Source organism: Pseudomonas sp. LBUM1640 (assembly GCF_059716225.1).
Window position 1 is genome coordinate 4,783,170 of record NZ_CP166816.1, and the last position, 24,105, is coordinate 4,807,274.

The 24,105-nt window shown below is 61.0% G+C and carries 22 protein-coding genes and 3 pseudogenes; 13 read left to right on the forward strand and 12 right to left on the reverse strand.

The features are described 5' to 3' along the window. Nucleotides 1-144 precede the first annotated feature (144 nt). Together ACA065_RS21020 and ACA065_RS21025 are read left to right on the forward strand one after the other, a co-directional pair. Nucleotides 145-822, forward strand: coding sequence for a helix-turn-helix domain-containing protein (locus ACA065_RS21020; RefSeq protein WP_497695393.1), 678 nt, complete (start codon nucleotides 145-147; stop codon nucleotides 820-822). A gap of 199 nt (nucleotides 823-1,021) precedes the next feature. Then, on the forward strand, nucleotides 1,022-2,410 hold the full coding sequence (locus tag ACA065_RS21025) for an aminotransferase-like domain-containing protein (RefSeq protein ID WP_497691351.1): 1,389 nt from the start codon (nucleotides 1,022-1,024) through the stop codon (nucleotides 2,408-2,410). Here the strand turns inward: ACA065_RS21025 and panB are convergent. Further along, nucleotides 2,398-3,213: a 3-methyl-2-oxobutanoate hydroxymethyltransferase gene (panB, locus tag ACA065_RS21030; protein ID WP_497691352.1), complete on the reverse strand. Its 816-nt coding sequence runs from the start codon at nucleotides 3,211-3,213 to the stop codon at nucleotides 2,398-2,400. The genes ACA065_RS21025 and panB overlap by 13 nt on opposite strands. A gap of 402 nt (nucleotides 3,214-3,615) precedes the next feature. On the opposite strand from panB, the gene ACA065_RS21035 reads away from it, so the two are divergent. After that, nucleotides 3,616-3,783: a DUF2986 domain-containing protein gene (locus ACA065_RS21035; RefSeq protein ID WP_497691353.1), complete on the forward strand. Its 168-nt coding sequence runs from the start codon at nucleotides 3,616-3,618 to the stop codon at nucleotides 3,781-3,783. Here the strand turns inward: ACA065_RS21035 and ACA065_RS21040 are convergent. From ACA065_RS21040 to ACA065_RS21060, 5 genes are all read right to left on the reverse strand, one after another. Next, complete coding sequence (locus ACA065_RS21040) at nucleotides 3,754-4,737, reverse strand: GlxA family transcriptional regulator (protein WP_497691354.1); 984 nt, start codon at nucleotides 4,735-4,737, stop codon at nucleotides 3,754-3,756. The genes ACA065_RS21035 and ACA065_RS21040 overlap by 30 nt on opposite strands. Before the next feature lie 4 nt (nucleotides 4,738-4,741). Further along, on the reverse strand, nucleotides 4,742-5,284 hold the full coding sequence (locus ACA065_RS21045; RefSeq protein WP_497691355.1) for a cysteine hydrolase family protein: 543 nt from the start codon (nucleotides 5,282-5,284) through the stop codon (nucleotides 4,742-4,744). 361 nt (nucleotides 5,285-5,645) lie between these two features. Then, complete coding sequence (locus tag ACA065_RS21050) at nucleotides 5,646-6,071, reverse strand: VOC family protein (protein ID WP_497691356.1); 426 nt, start codon at nucleotides 6,069-6,071, stop codon at nucleotides 5,646-5,648. Nucleotides 6,072-6,181: 110 nt separating this feature from the next. Next, nucleotides 6,182-7,057: a LysR family transcriptional regulator gene (locus ACA065_RS21055; RefSeq protein ID WP_497691357.1), complete on the reverse strand. Its 876-nt coding sequence runs from the start codon at nucleotides 7,055-7,057 to the stop codon at nucleotides 6,182-6,184. A gap of 22 nt (nucleotides 7,058-7,079) precedes the next feature. Next, entirely contained in the window at nucleotides 7,080-8,291 is a 1,212-nt protein-coding gene (locus ACA065_RS21060) for a YeeE/YedE family protein (RefSeq protein WP_497691358.1), read from the reverse strand. Nucleotides 8,292-8,409: 118 nt separating this feature from the next. Here ACA065_RS21060 and ACA065_RS21065 point away from each other — a divergent pair, with 118 nt between their 5' ends. The 4 genes from ACA065_RS21065 to ACA065_RS21080 all read left to right on the forward strand — a co-directional run bounded on the left by ACA065_RS21065 (nucleotide 8,410) and on the right by ACA065_RS21080 (nucleotide 10,560). Continuing rightward, entirely contained in the window at nucleotides 8,410-8,628 is a 219-nt protein-coding gene (locus ACA065_RS21065; protein WP_497691359.1) for a hypothetical protein, read from the forward strand. Between the two features lie 58 nt (nucleotides 8,629-8,686). Next, nucleotides 8,687-9,904, forward strand: coding sequence for an MFS transporter (locus tag ACA065_RS21070; RefSeq protein ID WP_497691360.1), 1,218 nt, complete (start codon nucleotides 8,687-8,689; stop codon nucleotides 9,902-9,904). A gap of 76 nt (nucleotides 9,905-9,980) precedes the next feature. Further along, on the forward strand, nucleotides 9,981-10,256 hold the full coding sequence (locus ACA065_RS21075; RefSeq protein ID WP_497691361.1) for a metal/formaldehyde-sensitive transcriptional repressor: 276 nt from the start codon (nucleotides 9,981-9,983) through the stop codon (nucleotides 10,254-10,256). Nucleotides 10,257-10,380: 124 nt separating this feature from the next. Then, on the forward strand, nucleotides 10,381-10,560 hold the full coding sequence (locus ACA065_RS21080; protein WP_497691362.1) for a DUF1289 domain-containing protein: 180 nt from the start codon (nucleotides 10,381-10,383) through the stop codon (nucleotides 10,558-10,560). Nucleotides 10,561-10,594: 34 nt separating this feature from the next. On the opposite strand, the gene ACA065_RS21085 is transcribed toward ACA065_RS21080, so the two are convergent. Both ACA065_RS21085 and ACA065_RS21090 read right to left on the reverse strand, forming a co-directional pair. Then, nucleotides 10,595-11,461, reverse strand: coding sequence for a DNA/RNA non-specific endonuclease (locus ACA065_RS21085; RefSeq protein ID WP_497691363.1), 867 nt, complete (start codon nucleotides 11,459-11,461; stop codon nucleotides 10,595-10,597). A gap of 47 nt (nucleotides 11,462-11,508) precedes the next feature. Then, nucleotides 11,509-12,132 carry a TetR/AcrR family transcriptional regulator gene (locus ACA065_RS21090; RefSeq protein ID WP_497691364.1) on the reverse strand — a complete coding sequence of 208 codons (624 nt, stop codon included), beginning with the start codon at nucleotides 12,130-12,132 and terminating at the stop codon, nucleotides 11,509-11,511. Between the two features lie 134 nt (nucleotides 12,133-12,266). Here ACA065_RS21090 and ACA065_RS21095 point away from each other — a divergent pair, with 134 nt between their 5' ends. Continuing rightward, nucleotides 12,267-12,707 (forward strand): hotdog fold domain-containing protein, encoded by a 441-nt coding sequence (locus ACA065_RS21095; RefSeq protein WP_497691365.1) that lies wholly within the window; start codon nucleotides 12,267-12,269, stop codon nucleotides 12,705-12,707. Between the two features lie 252 nt (nucleotides 12,708-12,959). Continuing rightward, on the forward strand, nucleotides 12,960-17,162 hold the full coding sequence (locus ACA065_RS21100; protein ID WP_497691366.1) for a hypothetical protein: 4,203 nt from the start codon (nucleotides 12,960-12,962) through the stop codon (nucleotides 17,160-17,162). 55 nt (nucleotides 17,163-17,217) lie between these two features. Here ACA065_RS21100 and ACA065_RS21105 read toward each other — a convergent pair whose 3' ends face one another. Next, on the reverse strand, nucleotides 17,218-18,429 hold the full coding sequence (locus tag ACA065_RS21105) for an MFS transporter (RefSeq protein ID WP_497691367.1): 1,212 nt from the start codon (nucleotides 18,427-18,429) through the stop codon (nucleotides 17,218-17,220). Nucleotides 18,430-18,549: 120 nt separating this feature from the next. On the opposite strand from ACA065_RS21105, the gene ACA065_RS21110 reads away from it, so the two are divergent. Further along, nucleotides 18,550-19,254, forward strand: a complete 705-nt coding sequence (locus ACA065_RS21110; protein WP_497691368.1) for a TetR/AcrR family transcriptional regulator — start codon at nucleotides 18,550-18,552, stop codon at nucleotides 19,252-19,254. Here the strand turns inward: ACA065_RS21110 and ACA065_RS21115 are convergent. The 3 genes and pseudogenes from ACA065_RS21115 to ACA065_RS21125 form a co-directional block, all read right to left on the reverse strand. Next, nucleotides 19,157-20,080, reverse strand: coding sequence for a substrate binding domain-containing protein (locus tag ACA065_RS21115; protein ID WP_497691369.1), 924 nt, complete (start codon nucleotides 20,078-20,080; stop codon nucleotides 19,157-19,159). The two genes, ACA065_RS21110 and ACA065_RS21115, sit on opposite strands and share 98 nt — an antisense overlap. A gap of 67 nt (nucleotides 20,081-20,147) precedes the next feature. Further along, nucleotides 20,148-20,801 (reverse strand): hypothetical protein, encoded by a 654-nt coding sequence (locus ACA065_RS21120; protein ID WP_497691370.1) that lies wholly within the window; start codon nucleotides 20,799-20,801, stop codon nucleotides 20,148-20,150. 163 nt (nucleotides 20,802-20,964) lie between these two features. Further along, nucleotides 20,965-21,351, reverse strand: a pseudogene (locus ACA065_RS21125) (substrate-binding domain-containing protein); the annotation flags it as partial. Here ACA065_RS21125 and ACA065_RS21130 point away from each other — a divergent pair. From ACA065_RS21130 to ACA065_RS21140, 3 genes and pseudogenes are all read left to right on the forward strand, one after another. After that, nucleotides 21,323-21,439, forward strand: a pseudogene (locus tag ACA065_RS21130) (hypothetical protein); the annotation flags it as partial. The pseudogenes ACA065_RS21125 and ACA065_RS21130 sit on opposite strands and share 29 nt — an antisense overlap. 36 nt (nucleotides 21,440-21,475) lie before the next feature. Continuing rightward, nucleotides 21,476-22,039, forward strand: a pseudogene (locus ACA065_RS21135) (cation:dicarboxylate symporter family transporter); the annotation flags it as partial. A gap of 174 nt (nucleotides 22,040-22,213) precedes the next feature. Then, nucleotides 22,214-24,076, forward strand: coding sequence for a DUF3857 domain-containing transglutaminase family protein (locus tag ACA065_RS21140; RefSeq protein WP_497691371.1), 1,863 nt, complete (start codon nucleotides 22,214-22,216; stop codon nucleotides 24,074-24,076). The last annotated feature ends 29 nt before the right edge of the window (nucleotides 24,077-24,105 follow it).

Below are 24,105 nucleotides of genomic sequence, written 5' to 3' on the forward strand. Positions count from 1 at the left end.
CCAGTATGCGAGGAGGTCGCGCATTCCACACCTTTACCGGACATTTCTCCTTACACTGATACCTTCAGTATCGAATTCCACTACTAAATGACCCAGATAACCCAGCTCGTGACAACGATCAAGCAACGCCTCAAGTCAGCGGGCATGACTTACCGCGACGTTGCACAAGCGCTTGAGCTATCGGAGCCCAGCGTGAAGCGCCTGTTGGCCAGCGGCCGCCTGACGGTCGAGCGCCTCGCCCAGTTCAGTGATTTGCTGGGCCTGACCATGGCGGAGTTGCTTCACGAGGCGGAGTCGTCAGCACCGCGCCTGCAGATGCTCAAGCATGAGCAGGAAGCGCAGTTGGTATCCGACGAAAAACTGTTGCTGGTGGCCGTGTGTGCGCTGAACCACTGGTCGATGGACGACATACTGTCGGCGTATTGCCTGTCGACAGCCGAGTGCATCAAGCACCTGCTGGTGCTGGAGCGGATGGGCCTGGCGAACCTGAAACCGGGGAACCGGATCCGGCTGCTCGTAGCACGAGACTTTGATTGGTTGCCGAACGGCCCTATCCGGCAGTTTTTTCTGCGCCAGGGCTTACCCGATTTCATGGGCAGCCGGTTCGAGGCCCCCGATGAGACCCTGGATTTCGCGCACGGCATGCTGACAAAGTCTGCGCATGCGCAGTTGCAGGTCGACATGCACCGACTGCGCAGCAAGCTGGCGGCGCTTCACACCGAATCGTTGAGCGCCCCATTATCGGAAAAAAGCGGAACGGCGCTGTTACTCGCACTGCGCGTATGGGAACCCCTGGCGTTCAGAAAGCTCAAGCGGGTCTAGGCGCACGCCCTACTCTGCCTGATACACCTGAAGGTTCATCGCGCGGTAAGGCGCCAGCAACGGCTTGAAGCCGCGACCGGGCTGCTGGATAACGCCGAGGCCGAGGAGCGATTTCCGTATTACATTACCTTGAGTAATACTGGCCGCCCCCAACCCCGGTGTGTTCCCCGTGTAATCTAGTCGAGCGGCGCGAGTGATCATGGAAAGAACTAAACACAGCGCGTTCGCCTATCAGGCGGTGTACCGCTACCTGGTCGAGTTGATCGACGCCGGCCCTGCGCACGGCGAACGTAAATTGCCGTCGCTGCGCCAACTGGCCGAGCGCCTGGGTGTGTCGGTATCGACCACCAAGTACGCCTATGCGCTGCTCGAAGATGAAGGGCGGATCTACGCCAAAGCCAAATTCGGCTACTTCACCCGTTTCCAGCCTGCGCCGTTATTGACTGAAGGCTCGGCCAGCCTGCTCGACCAGGTGTTCGCCAACGCCCGTCAACCAGGCATGCTGGCCCTGAGCAGCGATGCACCGGCGATGTTGTTGTCGCTGGAAAACCCGCTGCTGATGCTCGAGCGCGAACTGACTCGCCAACACCCGCGCGCCCTTGCGCCGCTGTACCTGCCGTTCGGTGAGCCCGAGTTGCGGGCCGCATTGGCCGAGCGCTACACCCAATCCGCCGAGCGTTACTGGCAGGCCGACCATGTGTTTATCGGCTCCGACTTGCACAGCGTGCTGGACGCCGCGCTCCACGCCCTGGACCTGGCCGGCACGGTGGCGCTGGTGGAGTCGCCGTGTTCATGGGCGATTCTGCGTCAGTTGCAGGCGGCCAAGGTCCGCGTGATCGAGTTGCCTCTCGACGCGCACGGGCGCTTCGACCTGGCTGCGCTGGAAGGGTTGCTGGCGCAGGCGCCGATTCGCTTGGCGGTGCTGTCCTCGACGGTAAATATCCCCCAGGGCGGCGTGATGCCCGCGCAGGATAAACAGCAAATTTGCCGCTGGCTGGCAGAGCGGGATATCTGGCTGTTCGAAAACGACACCTACGGCGAGTTGTATTTCGAGGCGCAACCGGCGCGCTATCGTGATTTTGCCGACCCGCAGAAGCTGGTGGTGTTTTCGACCTTCGACAAAGTCATCGGCTCGGAAGCGCCTTATGGCTACGTGCTGTGTCGCGGGCAGGGCTCACAGTTGCAGCATGAATTTCTCAAGCGCGGGTTTCGCCTGTCGCCGATCCGCCAGAAGGCGATCGCCAAACTGCTCACCTCCAAGCGTATCGACGCGCACTTGAAAGCGCTGCGGGCGCTGCTGCTGGAGCGCATGACCCAACTCAAAGCGCTGCTGGACGAACACGATCAGTGGCACGTCCAGAACCCCCACGGCGGCGCGAGCTTCTGGCTTGAGGCTTCGCCCACCGTCGACATGCGCAAGGTCTTCGAGCGCTTGCTGGCCGAGCGCATCGTCATCGCCCCCGGCGAGCTGTTCAGCCAGCAAGGCGCCTGGCGGCATCACCTACGCCTGAGCTACACCCTCGACTGGGGCAAAGATATCGCTCAGGCCGTCAACCTGCTGGCCCAGGCGATGCGTCAAAGCCCGTAGCAATGCCGCGCTTCGGGGAAACGCCCGTGGCGCACATCGTCGGCAAACCGCTCGCAGGCGTCCCGAATCACCGCGCCAACATCGGCGTACTGTTTGACGAAGCGCGGCAGGTGCTCACCGCCCAGCCCCAGCACATCTTCGGTGACCAACACCTGGCCATCGCAGGCTGGCGATGCGCCGATGCCGATGGTGGGCATGTTCGAGTCCAGGGTGATCTGCCGGGCCACACCTTCGGCCACGCCTTCAAGTAACAGGCTGAAAGCGCCCGCCTGCAGATTGGCGCGGGCATCGGCTGCAATCACCGCGCCGGTTTCGGCCGTGAGCCCTTGAGCCTTGAAACCGCCCATCACATTGACGAACTGCGGCATCAACCCCACATGGGCCATCACCGGAATACCGCGCGCCACTAGGAACTCAACCGTGCCGGCCAACGCCTGGTTGGCTTCCAGCTTGACGGCATCGCAACCGGTGCGCGCCAACACCTGGGCGCAGTTGCGAAAGGCTTGCTCGTTGGACTCCTGATAACTGCCGAACGGCATGTCGGCAATCACACAGGCCAGGCGCGTGCTGTCGACCACCGCGCGGGTATGGCCGATGATTTCTTCGAGCTGCATGCTCAAGGTCGAGGGGCGACCATAACCGACCATGGCGGTGGAGTCACCGACCAGAACAAAGTCGACCAGTGGGTCGATCAGCTTGGCAATAGCGCTGGAATACGCGGTCAGGGAGACGATTTTCTGCTGGCCCTTCATCGCCACCAGTTGCGGGACGGTGGTGCGTTTGGTGCGGGTGTGGATGCTCATCGAGTGTGTTCCGTTTGCGCTGAATACCCGGCCCGATTATTGGCAGAACGCACGGCGATTCAATGCACAGATTGGCGCTAAAAAGCGACCCAGAGGCTGATGCGTTCAGGTGTGGCGAGGGAGCTTGCTCGCGCTGGACTGCGTAGCAGGCCCATTTTTCAGGGCCGCTTCGCGCCCCAGCGGGAGCAAGCTCCCTCGCCACAGGTGCGGGGGTCATCCGCAGGGGTGTATTTGTTCCCAGTCAACCGCACCGCCCACTGCGTGTCCGAAAATGCGTCAGGCTACGCAATGGCTGGCGCCGGCAACGATGAACCCAAGCCTGTATCGACTCCATAAGACCGGGAGCAGATGCCATGACTCAAGCTGATATCATGCCGGCAATTACCCGCTGAGTAGCCCACCATGAATCGCCAGAAAAAACTCCAGCAGCTCTTCAAGGCCAAAGCCAAAAAGGCCAGCGCCAAATTGGCGCCCAAGAGCAAAGACAAATACATCAGCAAAGCCGACCGCGCCAAACTCGACGCTGAAGCCGATCAAACCTCAGCCACCACCACCGACACGCCCAGCTGACGGCGTCCCCGCTTCATATTTGCCCCAGATACGCCGCAGGTGCCGCGCCGAACCAAAGCCTGCGCGCTCGGCGACGGTTTCAATGTCCAGGCTCGACTCAACCAGTAATTCACGCGCCACGCTTAAACGCAGGGTGTGCAGGTAATCCAGCGGGCTGATGCCGACGTGTTCGTGAAACAGTCGCGCCAGGTGGCGGCTGCTGGTGTAGGCCAGGCCGGCCATGCGCGTCACGGTCCAGGCGTCACACGGCGCGGCAGCGATGGCGTCCTGCACCCGATGCACGGCCGGATGCAGGTGGTTGCGCCCGGCTATCCACGGCGAGAGCTGCGGATCGGTGCCGTTGCGGCGCATGTACACCACCATGTCCCGCGCGACGGCGCAGGCCAGTCGCGGCCCGCCCAGCTCGGCGACCAGGTGCAGCATCAGGTCGATGCCTGCGGTGACACCGGCGCTGCAACTGACCGGGCCGTCGGTGACGTAGAGTCGGTTCTCCAGCACGCGGGCTTTGGGCGCCAGCGCCTGCAATGTCGCGCACAGCGCGTGATGCGTGGTGCATTGGCGCCCGTCGAGCAGCCCGGCCCGAGCGGCGCTCAGGGCACCTGCGCACACGCACACCAGGCGCTCGCCCGAAGGCGCGAAGACGGTTTTCAGCCACTGGTTCAGCGTATTACTCGCCGACTCAAACGCCTGCTGGCGTGCCTTTGTGACCGTCGACGTCGAGCCGACCAACACCACCAGCGTGCCGGGTGCCAAGGCTGACGGCAGCGGCGCCAACCCGGCCAGCGGCAAGCCGATCGACGTTTGCAGGGACACCACCGGGCTGACGTACTGCAAATCGAAGTCGATGGCCGCTGAGTCCTCGGCCTGAGCGGCGAGGCGCAGTACTTCGGCGGGGCCCGCCAGGTCGAGCATCAGCACGTTGGGCAGCAGCACGAACAGCACCGGCACGCTCACAAATTCAATCCTCCAACGCCTGGGCGACCGTGACAATGCGCGCAAAGCGCTCTTCGAGCACCAACTCGGTACGTTCACGAAGGTCGGCCGCGGTATAGACCCGACCGCTGCGCGCGTGGGTCATTGCGAAGGTCAACGTCGCCTCGCTGACAAAATCCACGCGCAGGCCGCTGTCCGAGGCCTGCCGCGTAGTGGTTTCACAGCACTGCTCGGTACGAATGCCGCTGATGATCACCTGGGTCACTCCCATTTCCGTAAGCCGCGCAGCCAGGGGCGTGCCGGCGAAAGCGCTGTGGAAGCGCTTGTGAATGACCAGGTCGGGGTTAATCGACAATTCGCTCAACGCCCTGACATTGCCCGAGGCCAGCGAAAAATGCCCTTGGTCTTCAACATGGAAGACTTGTATCACCGGGATGCCTTGTTGAACACACCCATCGATGAGCGCCTGCTGTTTTTCAAGGTAACCCGGCAGGTCATTTTCGGACCAATAGGTTGAATGGCGAAACGAATGCTGGGCATCGATAACGATAAGGGCTTTGCGGCTCATGATGTGTTCTCAAGGCGTGCAGTGCAGTAAATGATGCAAGCCATGGTAGGCACGCCAGCGAGTGAGCAACAGGCACGTGACGGACCACTTGAGGACGGATTCGGACATCTTTAGCGGCGCAGATCACCCTGGGGTGTTTCGCGCAATGTGGTCAACGCGATCAACGCACAGACTGCCGCCCCAGCCATGAAAAAACCGCAAACACCACCACGATGCAGCTGTCGCCACAGGGTTCGAACTGCCTGCGTTGTTTGGCACGCACAGGCCGAAACTCACAGTCAACGTCAGACATAACGGCACTTCTCTCACGCGGCAGGCATGCATCTTCACGTCTTATTAACGCCGTCGCACGGCTGGGCAATTACTTGGCGAACAGCAGGCTCATGTCCTTGAACGCTTTGAACTCCAGCGCGTTGCCGCACGGGTCAAACAGAAACATGGTGGCTTGCTCGCCGACCTGGCCCTGGAAGCGAATGTAGGGTTCGATCACAAACTGGGTTTGACGCGCTCGCAGGCGCTCGGCCAAGGCTTCCCATTGATCCCACTGCAAAATGATGCCGAAATGCGGGACCGGCACATCGTGGCCATCGACCGGGTTGGAGTGCACCGATTCCTGGGATTCTGTTTTGGGGTGTTCGTGAATCACCAACTGGTGGCCGTAAAAGTCGAAGTCGACCCATTGCGCGCTGGAGCGACCTTCGCGAAGGCCAAACACGTCGCCATAGAAGTGGCGAGCGGCGGCGAGGTCGTAGACGGGAATAGCTAAATGGAAGGGCGAAAGGCTCACGGTGGTTACCTGCAGGTTCTGTTATTCAGAACTCGATTCTTCACCAGAAAGCCCCTGCGATAAAGCGGATATCTTTCGCCCTGAGCCTCAATTTTTTCGATGCTCGCGCCCTACTTCGGCGCACCCAGCACGTCTATGACACACGCCCGGAATAACTCGAAGAGTGGCAGTTGGCGCTGGGTGTACCTGGTCAGCAGGACAATTTCGCGATAGAACGTGAGCGCGTTCAATCGCAAAACCCGCACGTCGCTGCCGTGTTCCAGCCACAAACCGGCCATCGGCACCAGGGACACGCCGAGGCCGCTGCGGACCATCTTGACGATGGCGTCCAGCTCGTCGAGCTCGAGTGCCTGTTGCGTCTGGATCTTTTGCTCTTTAAGAAACTGCGTGACCTGGCGCCCGCCGAACGAGCCACGGTCGTAACGCACGAAGGGCTGCTCGCGCAGGATCTGCAACGGGTCGTCGCCCGGCACGTCCTTGGCGGTGATCAGCACAAAGGGCTCGCGGGCGATGACCTCGATGTTCAGGTCTTTGGGCAGGTTGAACGGCGGGCGGATCATGATTGCCAGGTCCAGCTCACCGGCATCGACCTGGCTGAGCAGGTTCAGCGAAACCCCCGGCACCAGGTTGACCTCGATGAACGGCGCGCGCTGTTTAAGCGCCACCAGCGCCTGGGGCAAAAGGCCGGTTTGCACACTGCCGATGGCGCCGATGCGCAACGAGCCGTGGAAGTTGTTGGCCCTGTCGGGGGTGCCCATGCGCGAGAAGATATCGAGGATTTCCTCTGCCAGCGGCACTGCGCGCTGCCCTGCCGAATTGAGGGTGGCGGAACGGCCGGTGCGGTCAAACAGCTTAACCCCAAGCGCGTCCTCAAGGTGTTTGATCTGCGCGCTCACCGCCGACTGCGTAAGCCCCACCTGCTGGCCGGCGGCGGCAAAGGTGCCGCGCCGCGCCGCGCTCACAAACGTCCTCAACTCTCTGATCATGCCGCCTACCTCACTGGTTGACTCAGCAACCGCTCAATGCCACCTGCGGGCGCTCGCCTGCAAAGAACCATGGACGCAGGCGCACGCCCACGCTGTTACCGATAAACGCCGCCACCAACCACACCCAGCCATGCAGGCTGCCCGAGGCGATACCGCTGAAGTACGCGCCGATGTTGCAACCGTACGCCAGGCGTGAGCCGTAGCCCAGCAACAAACCACCGATCACCGCCGCCACCAGCGAGCGCGCGGGGATTTTCAAGCTGGGCGCAAAACGCCCGGCCAGGCCTGCCGCCAACAGCGCGCCGAGGACGATGCCGATGTCCATGACGCTGGTGATGTCTTCCCACACCGGCGCAGCCAGGGCCTTGGCGTTGCCCGGCATTTGCCAGAACGCCCAGCTGGCCACGTCCACACCCAGGCCGCTGGCGACTTTGGCGCCCCACAGCGCAAACGCCGAGGTAATGCCCCACGGCCGCCCGGCCAGCGCCAGGGTTGCGTAGTTGAGCAGCGCCAGGCCAATCGCGCCCCACATCAACGGCCACGGCCCGCGCAGGAAGCGGCGCCAGCCTGTGTGCTCGCTGCTCACGCGCTCTTCAAGCTGGCCATGGCGGCCCTTCTCCAGGCGCACGGTGAGCGCTGCAATGATCGCGAACACGGCCAGGCTCAAGAGCAACGCCGGTACGACGCCGAAGCTTTTGACGATGGACACCGCCGGAAACGCCGGCAGTGCAAACCACCAGTCAACATGATGGGTGGCGATCAACGAACCGCAGATAAAGAAGAACAGCGTCACCAACATCCGCGCATTACCGCCGCCCACGGTGAACAAGGTGCCCGAGGCACACCCGCCGCCCAACTGCATGCCGATGCCAAAAATAAACGCGCCAAACACCACCGACACCCCGGCCGGCGCCACCAGCCCGACCACCGACTGACCGAACAACGTGCCGGCCCCCAGCGCCGGGAAGAACAGCAGCACCGCCACCGCCAGCATCACCATCTGCGCGCGCAAGCCGGCGCCCCGCCGATCATTGATGAAGACGCGCCAGGCCGAGGTGAAGCCGAACGCGGCGTGGTACAGGGTCAAGCCCAGCGCGGCGCCGACCACCAGCAACAACACCTGGCGCGAGCCGACGCTGTTCTGCAGGAACACGGCGCCCACCACCAGGATGATAAACGCCACCAGCGGCGCGATGGGCTTGCGCGCAGGGGCCAGGGAAAGAGAGGTGCTCATGGGGCGTCTCGGTGTGTTTGAATGGGGGCAGGTATGATGGCATGAAATCCGGACGCCAAGGCCAACAGGTCGAGTGTGGGCGTCTTGCGTGTTTTCTGAATGAATAGAACGCGTTCACATGGGCAATACACCAAAACTGGAAATCGAGCGTACCGCTTACGACGACTTTCTAAACCGTTGGAACCAGGGAGCGTTCGAGCAACAGCGGCTTGGCCAAGCGTTCTACAACCATTTTCAACTGCACAAACTCAACGATCAGGCGTCCATTTGCGCACTCCATGGCAGCGATGGAGAGAAAGCGAAGGCCGCGATTTTTCGGCTGTTTGAAATCAAGTGATCTTTTAGCGAACCGGCCACCATCGAGTGGCCCGACAACCGGAGGAACTAACGCCCTCATGAGTGTCCTCGGCACGTTCCGTTCCCTGCGCAGCCCCAACTACCGCATCTGGGCCGCCGGTGCGCTGGTGTCCAACGTCGGCACCTGGATGCAACGCACCGCACAGGACTGGCTGGTGCTCACCCAATTGACCCCGCACAACGCCGCCGCCGTGGGTATCGTCATGGCGCTGCAGTTCGGGCCGCAGCTGTTGTTGCTGCCGTGGACCGGTTTTGCCGCCGACCACTACGACCAGCGCAAGCTGTTGATCGTCACCCAGGCGGTGATGGGCCTGCTCGCGCTGACGCTGGGGGTGTTCACCATCACCGGCTTCGTGCAGCTGTGGCATGTGTACGTGTTCGCGTTTTTATCCGGCTGCGCCTCGGCCTTCGATGCACCGGTGCGGCAGATTTTCGTGGCGGAACTGGTGGGCGAGAAGGACTTGTCCAACGCCATTGCGCTCAACTCCACGTCATTCAATATGGCGCGCATGATCGGCCCGGCCGTGGCCGGCGTGACCATCGCCTCGGTCGGCACCGGCTGGGCGTTCCTGCTCAATGGCTCGAGCTTTTTTGCGGTGCTGGCGTCGTTGTTTTTCCTGCGGGTCTCGAGCCAGCACATCAAGGTGCGCGCCCTGCGCACCAAAGGCAGCCTCACCGAGGGCATGCGTTATGTGTGGGCACGGCCAGACCTGAAGGCAATCTTGCTGATGCTGTTTCTGATCGGCACCTTCGGCATGAACTTCCCGATTTTCATCTCGACCATGGCCGTCACCGTGTTCCATGCCGACGCGCGCGGCTACGGGCTGCTCACCTCGACACTGGCCATCGGCACCATCGCCGGCGCGCTGATTGCGGCGGGCAGTGAACGGCCGCAGTTCAAGTCACTGCTGACCGGCGCTGCGGTGTTCGGGTTTGGCTGTTTGCTGGCGGCATTGGCGCCGAACTATTGGCTGTTCGCGATTGCGCTGGTGATCATCGGCGTGGGCGCCATGACCTTCAGCAACACCACCAACAGCCTGATGCAACTCACCACCGAGCCCGCGATGCGCGGCCGGGTGATCGCCCTGCGCGTCGCCGTCGCCCTGGGCGGCACGCCGATTGGCGCGCCCATCGTCGGTTGGGTCGCCGACCACTTGGGCCCACGCTGGGCACTGGTGGTCGGCGCGGTGTCAGGCATCCTCGCGGTGGGGGTGGCGCTCTACACAATCAAGCGCCAGTTGGATCGGCCCAAGTAACTCAAGCCCGCCACCTAGCATAGGGGGGGTGGGGTATGTGATGATCCGCCCCAATTATAGGTAGGGGGGGTATACCGTGGGCCACATTGCCGCAAACAAAGACAGCCTGATCAAGCGGGTCAAACGCATCGCCGGGCAGCTCCAGGCGGTTGAAAGAGCGCTGGAGTCGGACCTCGACTGCGCCAAGACGCTGCACTTGGTGGCCGCCACACGCGGTGCCATCAACGGTTTGATGGAAGAAATCATCGAAGACCACGCCAGGGCGCACATAGCCGATCCGGCCCTCAGCGAGCAAGCCCGTGCGCAAGGCGTTGAAGAACTGCTGGAAGCCATTCGGCGCTATTCCAAATGAACGCCCTCCATGGCGCTCACACCCACGAGCATCTGCTCCTCGGTTCGGTCCATGGAGTGAGCCACCTCACCGTTGAATTTAGTGCAGCCTAGCTGCACGCCCTTGATCATCCCCAGGTGAAACCTTGGCTAAAGATATTGAAAACCCCTGCATTTCCACCTGCCAACTCAGCGGCGATCTATGCGTGAGCTGCGGGCGGAGCAAGGACGAAATCCGCAAATGGAAACGTATGAAACGCCCGGAGAAAATGGCCGCCGTCCAGCGTGCGACGCTGCGGTTGAAGGCATTGAAGAAGGGTAAGTAAGGCTGGCGCTGCAGCCAGCCTTTGGGGTGTCACATCAGGTGCGCCCCACCGAGCCCGTCACCGGCAAATTGCCCAGCAGCTTGAGCCCGGTGCTCTTCACAAAAGTGTCGTAGTCCATCGGTTTCTGGATACGCGTTTCAGCGTTGGGCAACACATAGGCCCAGGCGCGCTTGGACGAGGCGTCGTAGACCAGCTTGAACAGGCGCGTCGGCACCCAGACCTTGTTGTCGCCGACCGTGCTGTAACCGGCGTCAAACAACGGGCCGGTGAACACGAACACATTGCCGCCGGCACGCACGGCAAACTTGCGCACATCGGCCTCGACCTTGCTCCAGATCTTGCGATTGTTGGTGGGGTCTTGCGGCACCATGTTCGACAGCGCGAAGGATTGCGCCATGGCATTGGCGCTGGGTGCGTCGGCGGCTGGGGACTGGTGGCCACGGTCCACGGCCGGGTGCTGGCTGCGGTAGTCGCTCAACTCGGCGCGGGCGCCTTTGGGAATGCGCGGGTCCGGGTAGAACTGGTTGGTGCGCTCCTCGCCTTTGGCGTCTTTCAACTGCGCGGCATTCAGGCGTTCCACCACGACCAGCGGGGTCTTGCTGGTTTGCGAATAGAGCACCGCGAAGTTATCGGAGCACAGCGCCAGGGGTTTCATCGTGGCGGGCACGGTGGCGGTGTTGATCGGGGTCGCGCCGGGGAACAGGTCGGCGCAGCTGTCGAACGAGGGCCGCTGTTGCTGGCTGGAATAGAGGCCAAGGGCCGCGCGTTGGTTGATCGAGCCTGCGCGCGAGGTGTGTTCCGGGGCCGGCGGTTTGATCAGGTCCAGCAGGCCGCGGGCCTGCGCCCCAGGCGCGAGCAGCACCAGGGCCGACAGACCGACTGCAATAATGCGTAAGTGCATGTTTTATATCTTAAAGTGAGGGGCCTTATGGACCCTCACATTGCACTTTAGTGCGGCACCTGACTGATCGAATTCCAGGCCGCCTCGGCCAGTAGCGCGCGGTATTCCCACGGGCTCTTTTTGACCTTCGCCGACAGCCAGGCCCGTGAGTAGCTTTCGGCCGCGCCGATGATCAGCGAGGGAATCAGTTCTGCCGGCAGATGGCTGAAATGTTCCTTGCGCCCTTCGGCGCCCATCCAGTCTTTCAACTGCTGGTTACGCTGGCGGTTACGCGCAATCAGCTCGTCCTTGAGCGGGCCGTTGGACACCGCGAAGCGGCTTTGAAAAACAAATCGCGCCCACTCCGGTTGTTCGTGCACCCATTCAACGTAGCTGTGCACCAGCCCCACAACCCCGTCATGCGCCGTTTGCGCAGCCTGCAAGTAGCGGTCGCGCAGGGTCGCCTGGTCCTCCAGCGCGGCGAAAAACAGCGCGGCGACCAATCCCTCTTTGTTGCCGAAGTGATGATAGATGGCGCCCACACTGGTGTCGCAGCGTGCGCGAATGGTTTCAATGTTAGTCGCCTCGATCCCCACCTCGTTAAAGCACGCCAGCGCCGCACGCAGGATGGTGCGCTTGAGGTCGCTGCGCCTGCCGGGGAAAGTACGCTCGATAAGGTCGATGGTTTGCATGCACAGAGCCGCCAAATAAAAACAGTTTATAGGTTCCTCACCCGCCAGAGAACGCTCAGGTTGACAGGCATGCAAATTACAGAATACTGTTCCGTTACAGAATTTTATTCTGCAAACAACATTGAGGATATCCCATGAGCCAACTACTCGGTCTGTTCAATAGCGCAGGCCCCGCCGCATTCACGCAAATGGCCTGCCAGATGGCGCCGTACTTCAGCAGCATCGCGCCTGAGTTCGCCGAATTGAGCCCGAATCACGCGGTGGTGAATGTGCCGTTTCGCAAGGAGATCACTAACCACCTGGCCTCCGTGCACGCCATCGCGCTGTGCAACGCCGCCGAGCTGGCCGGCGGCACGATGACCGATGTGTCGATTCCTGCCGGTGCCCGCTGGATTCCCAAAGGCATGACGGTGGAATACCTGGCCAAGGCGAAGTCGGCCATTCGGGCGGTGGCCGATGGCAGTGGGATTGATTGGCAAACCGCTGGCGACAAGATCGTGCCGGTGGAGATCTTCGATGAAGGCGGCGTCAAGGTGTTCACCGCCCACATCACCATGAATGTGAAGCTCGCTTAGGCCCCACTGGGCTCAATGCCCAGCCACCGCAGGCTCATCGGCTGACCACCGCCACGGTTTGAAGCCATGGGCCTGCGCCGACCACGCGAGCTGAGCAATCGATGCCTGAGCGATGTGGCTGGCATGGGTTTGCCAACAAAAATGGCCTTACGTCCCTGAAGTATTTTGTCTCCCCTTTGCCACCCTCAGGCGGGAACGCCAACGCGACCCTGGGCCACGGAGCTAGGACTACACTCCGACGGAAGAACTCCCATGCACGTTGCGCCCTTATACAGCGGGATGCAGTCTTATCCTGAATCGTCTGCACTGACAAAGGCAGACGCCACTACCTCTGCAACCACTATCGCCTCCGACACTCAGGTACGGATCAAGCGTGCCAGCCCGGTGGTGGATCTGGAAACCAAAAAAGCCGCAACGGCGCTGATCAGAGCAGGCGATGCCGCCCTCTCCTCCCTGCATAGCGCAGCATTGATGGATCACGTCATTGCCGACCCCACGGGCAGGAAAAGCTCGCGGCAGACCCAGGTTATTTCCGATATTCCGCCCTTCTCGACATTCGGCAAAGCCTGGGCTCGGCTTACCCACGCCATTCAAAGCGACCCCTTTGCAAGTTTCGCTCGTAAACACAAGATTGATACGTCAACCCTCAAACTGAACACGCAGTCAGGATGGACGTTTGATTGCATTGCAAACGGTAAAAGCGCCACGTTCAACAAATACGATACGGACTACGAGCAGGCCACCGCCGCGGTAACCGCCGCCGCGCAGGCGTTCGCCTCACCGCCTAAAAAATCGATCAACTATACCGGCGCACATCGCGCATCTGCCGCGGTGGTAGGCGACTTTTACGCCGCACGCCATAACGGTACACAAGCGGACATACTTCGCTTGATCAGCCTGCAACAACACCACCAGTCCTTCGACGCGCTGCGTGAGCCTGACGCCAAAGCACCTGCGTTCAACCCTCCCGCTTATTCGCACATCCGAGAGCAACAACGCGAAGCCATAGAAGATTTTGCCGGGGAAATCGCATTGAAGCCCGAGCTTCTCTCCCCTTCGCAACGCACCCCCAAGCCGTCGGTTGAGGACGCTGATCGGGAGATGGCGAAACTGTACGGCAGTGCCTTGTTAAGTCTGCGGCCTGAGATGGCGCCCTACGGTAACGGCCCGCGCACCACCTTTGCAGTGTCTGAGATACCTGAATACTCAACCCTGGGGCAAACCCTGCGTAACACGCAGGTGCCGGCTGACAAAGACGCGCAGATCAGCCTCGCCCGGATAAGTGAGTTTTACGCTGAGCCGGACGACAAGGACACCACGTGGGTCGGCACCCTTACAAACGCATCAAGGCTCACCCGCGAAGGCTTTCGCGCCTTGAACAACGCCAACCCGCCCACAGATGAGCGTTACCGCGCGGTCCAGGCAAAGCAACGCGCCGCCATCCAGAGGCTCGAAAACCCAAGCGCCACTCAACCTGAGGTGCCTGCACCACCGACGGACAAGCCCATCGCCGCGATTGCGCGCCGTCAGTTTGCCGGTGAGCCCAACGTGTACTCGGTGGTCGCGCGATTACTCAGCGAGCAGATCAAGCAGGCCGCCCCGTCACTGGACGTCGACGTCAACCAGATCGCCATTGAAACACCCGACGCGGACAACCCAGGGAACGTTAAGCGAACACCATTGATGACGCTTGCCTTGGACTACCTGGCCGGCGGTGAGGCCCCGAACTTCACCAGCACCGACCGGGCGTTTGACACTCGCCCTGATTTACTGGCCCGCACCGGCAACGCTGCCGACGCCCCGCTCGCCCTCGATTTGTCCGCCCTAAGCGCAGCCATAAGTACGCTGCCAGCCCGCCTGAACCCCGCCTACGACGCTGATTCGCGTGAATATTGGAACAAGCCGGCCTTTAGCACTGCGACAAATACCGACGCGGCCTTCAGCGGCAGCCACCGCGCATTGGTCAGTCGCATTCTGCGCAGCAACCTGCAACTGGCCAGCCTGAAACAACCCGGCCTGGATGACGAGCAACGTAAAACCGTGGACATGGTCGTGAGGCATCCCGAAGGATCGACACGCCCCGCACCACTTGACCCCAACTCATCGGGCGCCACCGTCTACACCCTGGCCGGCGACACGCCGAACAAGGTGATTCATCGCTACTTGTCGCAATCAAACCGCGACATCCTCTTGCAGGTGGAGCCCAATGGAAAAATCACCCCTTACGACTCCTGGGACGACCTCGAAAAGTCAGGGCATACCCGCCAGGAACTGACCGGCAATATGTTCGACACCCAGGCCGACACCCTCATCAAACAGCATCAAGGCGACAGCCTGTTCAACAGGCCAGCACCGTTGGGCACAGGCAACCCGACACAAGCAACAACCAAGCTGCCCGACTGGATGAACAATGCCAACGAAGCCCAACGGTTTGTGATGCACGAGCTCAGCCTGGGGCTGGCAAGCTTCATACAACGTAACAAAGGCAGTGCGTACAACAGCGACATCAAGGACATTCGCGCTTTTGCGCAGCAGCAGTTTGACCTGTTGCCCGAACACCAAAAGCTTACGCAGCACGCCGCCGAGAATCTGGAGGTGGTCTTCAAAGTGCCTTACGGGACGCTGGGCTCTGGCTTTATCGATCGCCAAACCATGAGCCTGACTGACATGCTGCTCAATAACCTGTCGGGGCTGCCGAACGGCCAGATAGAAGTCTATTTCAAGTCAGGGCTCAAGGATGAAAACGGCGTAGCAATAAAAGTCCGAGTGCCCGCGCTCGAACAAGAGGGGGTACTCAAAAAGCTGGTTACCGAGCTCGATATCGGCAAAACCTACCCCGCGCTGCTCAAGGAAAAACTACTTGATGACCCGGTCAAAATGGCCGAACGCCGATCACTGTTTGTCCAGCAAGTACCCCTTGAGCTGCAGCTCAAGGCGCTGGAACTCAGCATCAAGGGCGAAGCCGGTTTCAACAATACGGGGTTGCGCTACGTCCAGGAGATACTCAAGCCGGGACCTGGCCCCAGGACCGTGGACGGGAAGGAAATCGTTATTCGACCGCTGGCCTTTGACAATAAGGCGCAGGGGCAAACCGATGTGGTCGAAAGTGCCTACCTGATCGAACCCAAAGACAGCACAACCGGCCCGCATATTCTCTATCGCCCGCTGGTTGCCGATGCACCGCTGCGGCAATTTCCTTCTCGCCAGGCCCTGCTGGAAGCCATACAGCAGCCCGGCAAACTGCAAAACGATACCCTCGCCTGGTTACCTGACGAAAATACTCGACAGCTCTACCGCGGCAACGGTTTTAAACACCCCAACGTGGTGATATTCGGGCACAACCTGGGCTCCGTTTCTGCCAACGAGGCAATCCCCTTGGCCGTGGACACCCGACTGCAGCAAACGCTGCAAGAGGGGAAACTGATGGAGTACCTGTACCAAGCCAACGCCCAAAGCTTGATAACCCTGGCCGGGCAACAATCGACATCCGATGCACAAAGCCGATGGGCGTCTCTCAAGACCGGGGGGTTCCTGCTACTCAATGCGGTACTGCCAGCGCTTCGCGGCCCCGGCGCCATACTCGGCGTGCTGCTGCAAGCTGAGGGCATCATCAAGGACCTGGAGATCCTGCGCGATGAGGACTCGAAGGGCAAAGAGGCGGCGCTGACCGACCTGCTGGTCAACCTGGCAACCTTGTTGGTTCATTTCAAGGCGCGCTCATTGCCCGAGACCTCCACGGCCCTCTCGGCAAGGCCTGCAACCGGCGGCGGCCTGTTGGTTGATGACCTGCCCTCGCTCACTCCACCGGCGGAACATCCGCTGCAAATGGGCACGGAGGTCGCCATCCAACAAACCGGTAACTCGACAAGGGTTCCGCGCCTCAGGGTCATGAAAGGCAACATGAAGGAGATGCGACACGTCAAAGGCGATCTGTTTACATTTGTGGATGAATACAAAGGCAAGCCACGCCTTAACATCAACGCACACGGCAGAGACCTCAGCCTGCTGGAAAAATACACCGGCAGTGCGTCCACTATTATCTATGACGGAGCCGAGCATACCGCCGCGCAACTGCATGCCGATCTGCTGGCGAAAGGTATTGACCCCTCCGAATTTGAAAACACGCGATTACTGGTTTGCTACTCCGGCAACGGCAACGAAAACTCTTTGGCCGCCGACTTCCAGAAGTTGATCAAAAAGCCCGTCAAGGCCTTCATCGGTACTGTGACCATCACACCAACCCCGGAACTCGTGGACGCCGAGTTTAATAGCTACACTCAGCGATACGGCCCGGACAAAGGCCCATTGCTGCTGAGCGACACTTACGCGGAGTACGAGAACGTCGACATGATCAAGGATCGCGGGGACATTTCCATACTGACCAACCCCTTGGAATACTTCACCTTCACCTACTTTCCCGTGTACCACCCAGCCCGCACAGGCGCCAGGCAGTAAGCGGCCGCAGTGCCAATAATCCTAGCGGATTGAGTCAAGCTGCCGTGGCTGCGGGTCAATGACCGCAGCCACGGCAGCCAGCGCGTGCACCCGGCCTGAATCCGTGTTCATGAGCCCTCCAGGCAATCGCAAACGCCACGGCAATCAACAGCAGCATCGCCCAGGGAAACGACGCGACGCCCCACGTATCGAGCAACACACCGCCCGCCACGCCGCTGCCGGCAATCGCGCTGTTCCACGCCACTACGTTCAGCGACAGCGCCACGTCTGCGCCATCGCCCGCTGCGTCCGCCAGGGCGGTTTGCAACAGGGTTGCGGCGCCGCCGAAGCTCAAGCCCCACACTGCCACGCCGAGGTAAATCACCTGCGGCCTATTCCCCAGCAAGCCAAACGCCACGCTCACCGCGGCAAACATCGCCAGGCTCACCAGCACCGTGCGCCGCAACGACGGCTCGACCCATTTGGCCGTCAACCAAATCCCCGCCAACGCCGCAACCCCGAACACCAGCAACACCACATCCACGCGGCTCGCCAGCCCAGCCGGCAGCAAAAACGGCGCGACATAGGTGTACAACATGTTGTGCGCCAGCATCCAACTGATCACCACCGCCAGCACCGGCCGCACACCGGGCGTGGTCAGCACTTTGCGCAGCGACAAACGCTGATGCGCAGCCTGTGGCGCATAGTCCGGGACTTTCACCAGCACCCACACGATCAACACCAGCGTCAGCACCGACATGATCCCGAACGTGGTGCGCCAACCCACCAGGCCACCCAGCCAGGTGCCGAGCGGCACGCCCAACGACAGCGCAATCGGCGTGCCGACCATCGCCAAGGCCAGCGCACGGCCCTGTTGATGCGGCGCGACCATGCGCCGGGCGTAACCGGCCAACAGGCTCCAGGCCAACCCCGCCGCCACCCCGGCGAAGAACCGCGCCACCAGGGTGACGCCGTAGTGGGACGACAGCGCCGTAATGGAATTGAACAACAGAAAACCGACGATGGTCAGCAACAGCACATTGCGCCGACGCCAGCCACGGGTAGCGATAGTCATGGGGATCACCGCCACCACCGAGCCCAGCGCGTAGGCGGTGACCATCTGCCCGGCCATCGACGGCGAAATCGCCAGGCCTGCGCTGATCAACGGCAACAGGCCGGCGGGCAGGGTTTCGGTGACGATGCAGATGAAACCGGTCATGGCCAGGGCGAGCAAAGCGCCGATGGGCAGGCGCTCGGATGACGCGGATAAGCTGAGTGAGGGGGTCACGGGAGGCTCCTTGAGATAACTTACATACTGATCGATATAAATGTTGCAGGCAGCACGCGTGCGTTGTCAACGACTTATGTATCAACTAGTATTTATCTCGTTCTGCACAGGAGACCGCACATGGCACAAATGGGCCGCCCACGTAATTTCGACCGCGACCACGCCGTGGAACAGGCCCTGCACCTGTTCTGGCAGCACGGCTACGACGCCACCTCCCTCGCCCAGCTCAAGGCCGGCCTGGGTGGCGGTATCTCTGCGCCGAGTTTTTATGCAGCGTTCGGCTCTAAAGAAGCGCTGTTCGATGAGTGCGTGCAACGCTATCTGGCGACCTACGCCCAAGTCACCGAATGCCTGTGGGACGAAACCCTGCTGCCGCGCAAAGCCATCGAAACCGCGTTGCGCCAGTCGGCGCGCATGCAGTGTGACGACGGGCACCCCAAGGGCTGCATGGTGGCGCTGGGCGTGATGAGCGCACCGAGCCCGGAGAATGCACGGGTGACAGAGGCGTTGACGCAATCGCGCGCGCGAACGCGGGCGGGGATAGTGGCGTGTGTTGAGCGCGGCATCCGAGCCGGGCAACTGCCGGACACGCTGCAGGCGGCGGCAATGGCGACGGTGTTTGACAGTTTCCTGCAGGGCGTTTCGATCCTGGCGCGCGATGATGTGCCGTATCCGCTGATCAACGCGGCGATCAGCCAGATCCTGCTGACGTGGGACATTGCCGCCTCTACGACGCCGCCCATTCGTCCCGACACGCCAGCAAAAAATCCACAAACGCCCGCACCCGGTGCGGCACGTAGCGACCATGGGGGTACAGCAACGTAAACGGTCGCGAGCGGCCGCCAAACGGTTTCAACACTTCCACGAGCGTGCCGTCAGCCAGTTCCTGCTCGACGATGAACTTGTACGTCTGAAACAACCCCGCGCCATATTTGGCCAAGGTCACGCCGCCCAGCACGTCATGCGAGATGCTGTACCCCGCCGCCCCCGCAAACTCCTGTTCCTGGCCTTGCACCTGGAACAACCAGGGAATACGTCGGCCATTGCTGGGCAGTTCAAACTGGATGCACTCGTGCGACGGCAAATCCTGCAAGGTCTGCGGCGTGCCTGCGCGTTGCAGGTAGGCCGGCGCGGCGACCACCACCAACTCAGCGTCCTCCAGCAGCCGGGCGATCAGCGACGAGTCGGGTTGGGCACGCACGCGAATGGCCAGGTCATAGCCTTCGGCGACGAAGTCGATATTGCGGTTGCTGATGTGGATGTCTACGGTCACTTGCGGGTACAGCGCGCGAAATTTGGGCAGTAACGGCAACAGCCGATGATGGGCATACGTGGTCGGGACGCTGATGCGCAACTGGCCGGACGGCACCGACTGGGCGCCCATCACTTCCTGCTGCGCTTCCACCAGTTGGGTCAGGGCCTGGCGGCATTGCTCGAAAAAGGTACGGCCGCTGTCGGTCAAACGGATGCTGCGGGTGGTGCGCACAAACAGGCGCGAACCCAGGCGCTGCTCCAGGCGCGAAATGCTGCGGCTCACCGCGGCCGGTGTTACGCCGGCAACGTGCGCGGCGCCGGTGAAACTACTGGCCTCGGCGGCGAGGCAGAACAGCTCGATGCTGCCCAGCTGCAAATCTTCGAAATGGCGCTTCATGATTGATTACACCGGGTCAATATTCGACGCCATTCTTAGCAGTTTCTCGCACCGAGATACAAGAATCTCATGCCCTCTTGGGCACTGTGATAAAGGCGTCCGCTCCGGTTGAGTACTCAATGATCGACGGTGTACTCATTTTGAGTTTGTGCCGTTCGATATGGTCGCTTTTCATCCGCGAAAGAAAGCGCACCAGGTACAAACCGGGCTCATCGAGCTTAACGACGTATTTGAGTTCATAGGACTCGGATGGGCCGATATCCAGGTAAGGAAAGACCCACAATGTCGAACTCATGCCGTCGTACCGAGCCGTTGCTACGTCCCAGGCGGGGCCATAAACCGGCAGGCCGGCCTCGAAACGCTGGACTTTGACGATCGACAACACCCGCCGATCAAGATTGAGCCTGGCAACGTCATTGCCGCTATTGGACAAGGTGACACCCACCTCCAACAGACTGGCCCCGTCTTCGGTTGGCATCAGTTGAGTCTTCAGAGCCGCTCCCACATGAGCACTTAACTCCGTCTTGATCTGCATATCCTTGAGCAGCAGTGCACTCATTTGTGAGTCCTGCTTAACGTAGTAAGTCACCCAGACCGTCCAGCCGCCCAGGCACAACAGGCCGACAAGGGAGAGCAGGCTGGCGAGCACTCCCACCTTGATTTGCAGCAGCTCCCAGTGACTGCGCCGCTGGGAGGTTTTTTTAGAAGGCGTGCGACTCATGCAAAGGTTGCTCCTGAACAAAGCGGGCAAACTTACGGCAACTCTTTGCGATCAAGCAATACACGCTACCGGGAGCTCACGCCCGCTCGCCACAGAAGCCCTCTAACCACAACCCGCTTGCTGGCCACACCCAGTCCGTTGCGCACAATAGATCCGGTTACCGCTAGAGCAACAACGTTGAGAAATCACAGCACGCCTGCGCCATCTGCGCCACGTTCTGGTTCAAGCCAAACTGGCGGTCCACCCGGTGCAACGCCACATACTGCACGCTTGGCAGTTCCGGTTGCGTCACCAGCGCGCGCAGGCTGCCCTGCTCGATCAGGTGCGACAGGCAAACCTTCGGCAAGTAGCTCACGCCGATCCCCGACAACGCCAACCCGACCTGCACCAACAGGTTGTGGCTGGTGAGCGTGCGAGGCATCTGCACGTTATGTGCGGCCAGCCAGCGCTCGTAGATCAAGCCGGTGCCCGACTGTGCACCCTGGGTCAGCACGGTGTAACTGGCCAGCGTCTCCAGGCTGATGGGGTCGGCGTCCGGGATCAGCCCGGGCAACGAAAGCCTGGGCTTCAAGTTGGCCCCCGAAGCGCTCGAACAGGCGATCACCCCACGCACCAAATGGGTGATCCTCAACAGCCCGAACAACCCCAGCGGCGCGGTGTACAGCGAAGCGCAGCTGTTGGCGCTGGCCAAGCTGATCATGGTGAGTTACCTGTCCATCGTGTTCTTTGTGCTGGTGGTGCTGAACCTGGTCGCGCGGTTGTGCGGGATTAACCTGTTCGCCTTGATGCGCCATATCAAGGATGAACTGGTGTTGGCCTTCTCCACGGCCAGCTCGGCGGCGGTGATGCCGCAATTGATGAAGAAGCTGGAAACCTACGGCGTGCCGCCTTCGCTGGTGAACTTTGTGGTGCCGGTGGGCTACTCGTTCAACCTCGACGGCGCGTCGTTGTTTCTTGGCATCGGCACGCTGTTTGTGGCGCAGTTATATGGCATCGAGCTGAGCCTGGCCGATCAGGCGTTGCTGGTGGTGACCATGGTGCTCACCTCCAAAGGCGCGGCGGGTGTGCCGGGGTTTATGTTTGTGATTCTCTCGGCGACATTGGCCAGCGCCGGGCTGCCTTTGGAGGGCATTGCGTTTATTGCCGGGGTTTATCGGTTGATGGAAATGCCAACGACGGCGCTGAATGTGTTGGGTAATGCGTTGGCGCCACTGGTGATTGCGAAGTGGGAGCGGCGTGGGAAAAACCCAGCTTTACAGAGCGATTCCCGGACGCTTCCCACACGTCTTTAAGCAACAAAAATCAGCAGGCTCATTGCCCTCTCTCTATAGTAACGTTTCGCATTTAGCGGTTTACCCAAGGAACGCGCGTCCTCGCCCAGACGGCGCGCGTCATCGTTTAGAAGGATCTCTATGCAAAGTGTTACGCTCTTCCCGACGCGCCTGTTCGGCGCTTTGGCGGTGGTCATTTGCGGGCTGTTCAGCGCACAGGCAAGTGCCGATTACACCGACCATTCCCTGACCGTCGAAAAAAATAGCCAGGCCTATGTGGTGAATGCCGACGGCAGTTTTGTGCTCGACTTTGAGCTGGTCTCGCGCATCAATGAGGAACGCGCGATCAAGCCCAACGCGCAACGCTCGGTGAGCTTCAACCGCTCGCTGGAAACCGTCGCCATCGTGGAGGCCTACACCCAGAAAGCCGACGGGCGCAAAGTGCCGGTGGCTGCCGACCAGATCAAGGAACAGCAGGAGCAGGCCTCAGCCGAAGCGCCGATGTTCCAGGACTCACGCGTCAAGGTGGTGATCTTCCCTGACGTAGCCGTGGGTGACCGCATGGTCTTGCGCTACCAGCGCCATCGCACCACCGCGCTGTTCCCCGGACAGTTTGAAGACCTGTATGCGCCGAACTTCTACGAGAACCAACAGGTGCACCTCACCTACGACATGCCGGCCGACATGCCCTTGTTCGCTGACGCAAGGGGGTTCAAAGCCGCCGAGCCTGCCACCAGCAACGGGCGGAAAATCTACCGATGGGACCTGGAGCCGACCGAGAAAAACCGCGTTGAAGTCGGCTCCGTCGCCTACACCGATTACGGGCAACGCCTGGCCGTGTCGACGTTCACCGACTACAAACAGTTTGCCCAGGCGTATGCCGCCAGGGCGCAGGTTGAGGTGACGCCCGCCATTACCCAACTGGCCAAGAAGCTCACCGCCAACCTGGACACGCCGCGCAGCAAAGCACTGGTGTTGAGTGACTGGGTACGCAAGAACATTCGCTACGTCGCGGTTTACGTCGGCAATGGCGGCGTGGTGCCGCACGCGGCGCAGGCGGTGCTGGATAACCGTTATGGCGACTGCAAGGACCATGTTGCCTTGCTCGAAGCGCTGCTCAAGGCGGTGGCCATCGAAAGCTCGCCCGCGCTGATCAACCTGGGCGACGCCTACGTACTGCCGAAGGTGCCGACCCTGGGTTTGCTTAACCATGCGATCACTTACGTCCCGACCCTGGACCTTTATCTGGACTCCACCGCCACCCCCATCGCCGCCGGCTACTTGATGATTCCGGAACTGGGCAAACCTGTGTTGCTGACCCAGAGCGGCGAACTGGCGCGCACACCTTCAAACCAATTGGGCAAAGTGGACGGCACGCTGCACTTCAAGATCGACCCGAGCGGCGCGGCGGACTTCACCAACGGCACCAAGGTGGAAGGCTGGGCCACGGAACTCAATCGTTTCCTGTTCAAATCCATCATGCCTGCCGACCGTGACCAACTGACCCAGAAAGTCCTCAGCATGTACGGGCAAACCGGCAGCGGCAAGATCGAAACCGACGCCCTGGAAGGCAACGCCGCCACCTTCACGTCCACGGTCAAGGGCCGTACCGACAACCTGGTCAACCTGCCCGGCCCCACGGGCGTACCGACGCTCAGCAGCCTCGCGGGCGGCATTGGCCAGAACGTGTTCAGCCTCATGGCGGAACAAGACCGCACGCAGACCTTCATCTGTACCTCCGGCACGATTGAAGAAAAAGCGCGCTTCGACTTCCCCAAAGAAGTGAACATCCTGGCGGTGCCCAAGGCTGTAACGCTGAACACTGGTGGATTCAACTACCAGACCACTTACGTCAAGGAAGGCAACAGCGTACTCATCACCCGCAGCTATGCGTTCAGCCACCCCGACGCGCTGTGCAGCCCGCAGGATTTTGTCGCCATGAAACCGGCGATTGAAGGCATGGTCAACGACCTGAAAAGCCAGATTATCGTGCAGACGCTTTAACGCTGCGGCGCTCGCGCGACCGGCCGATG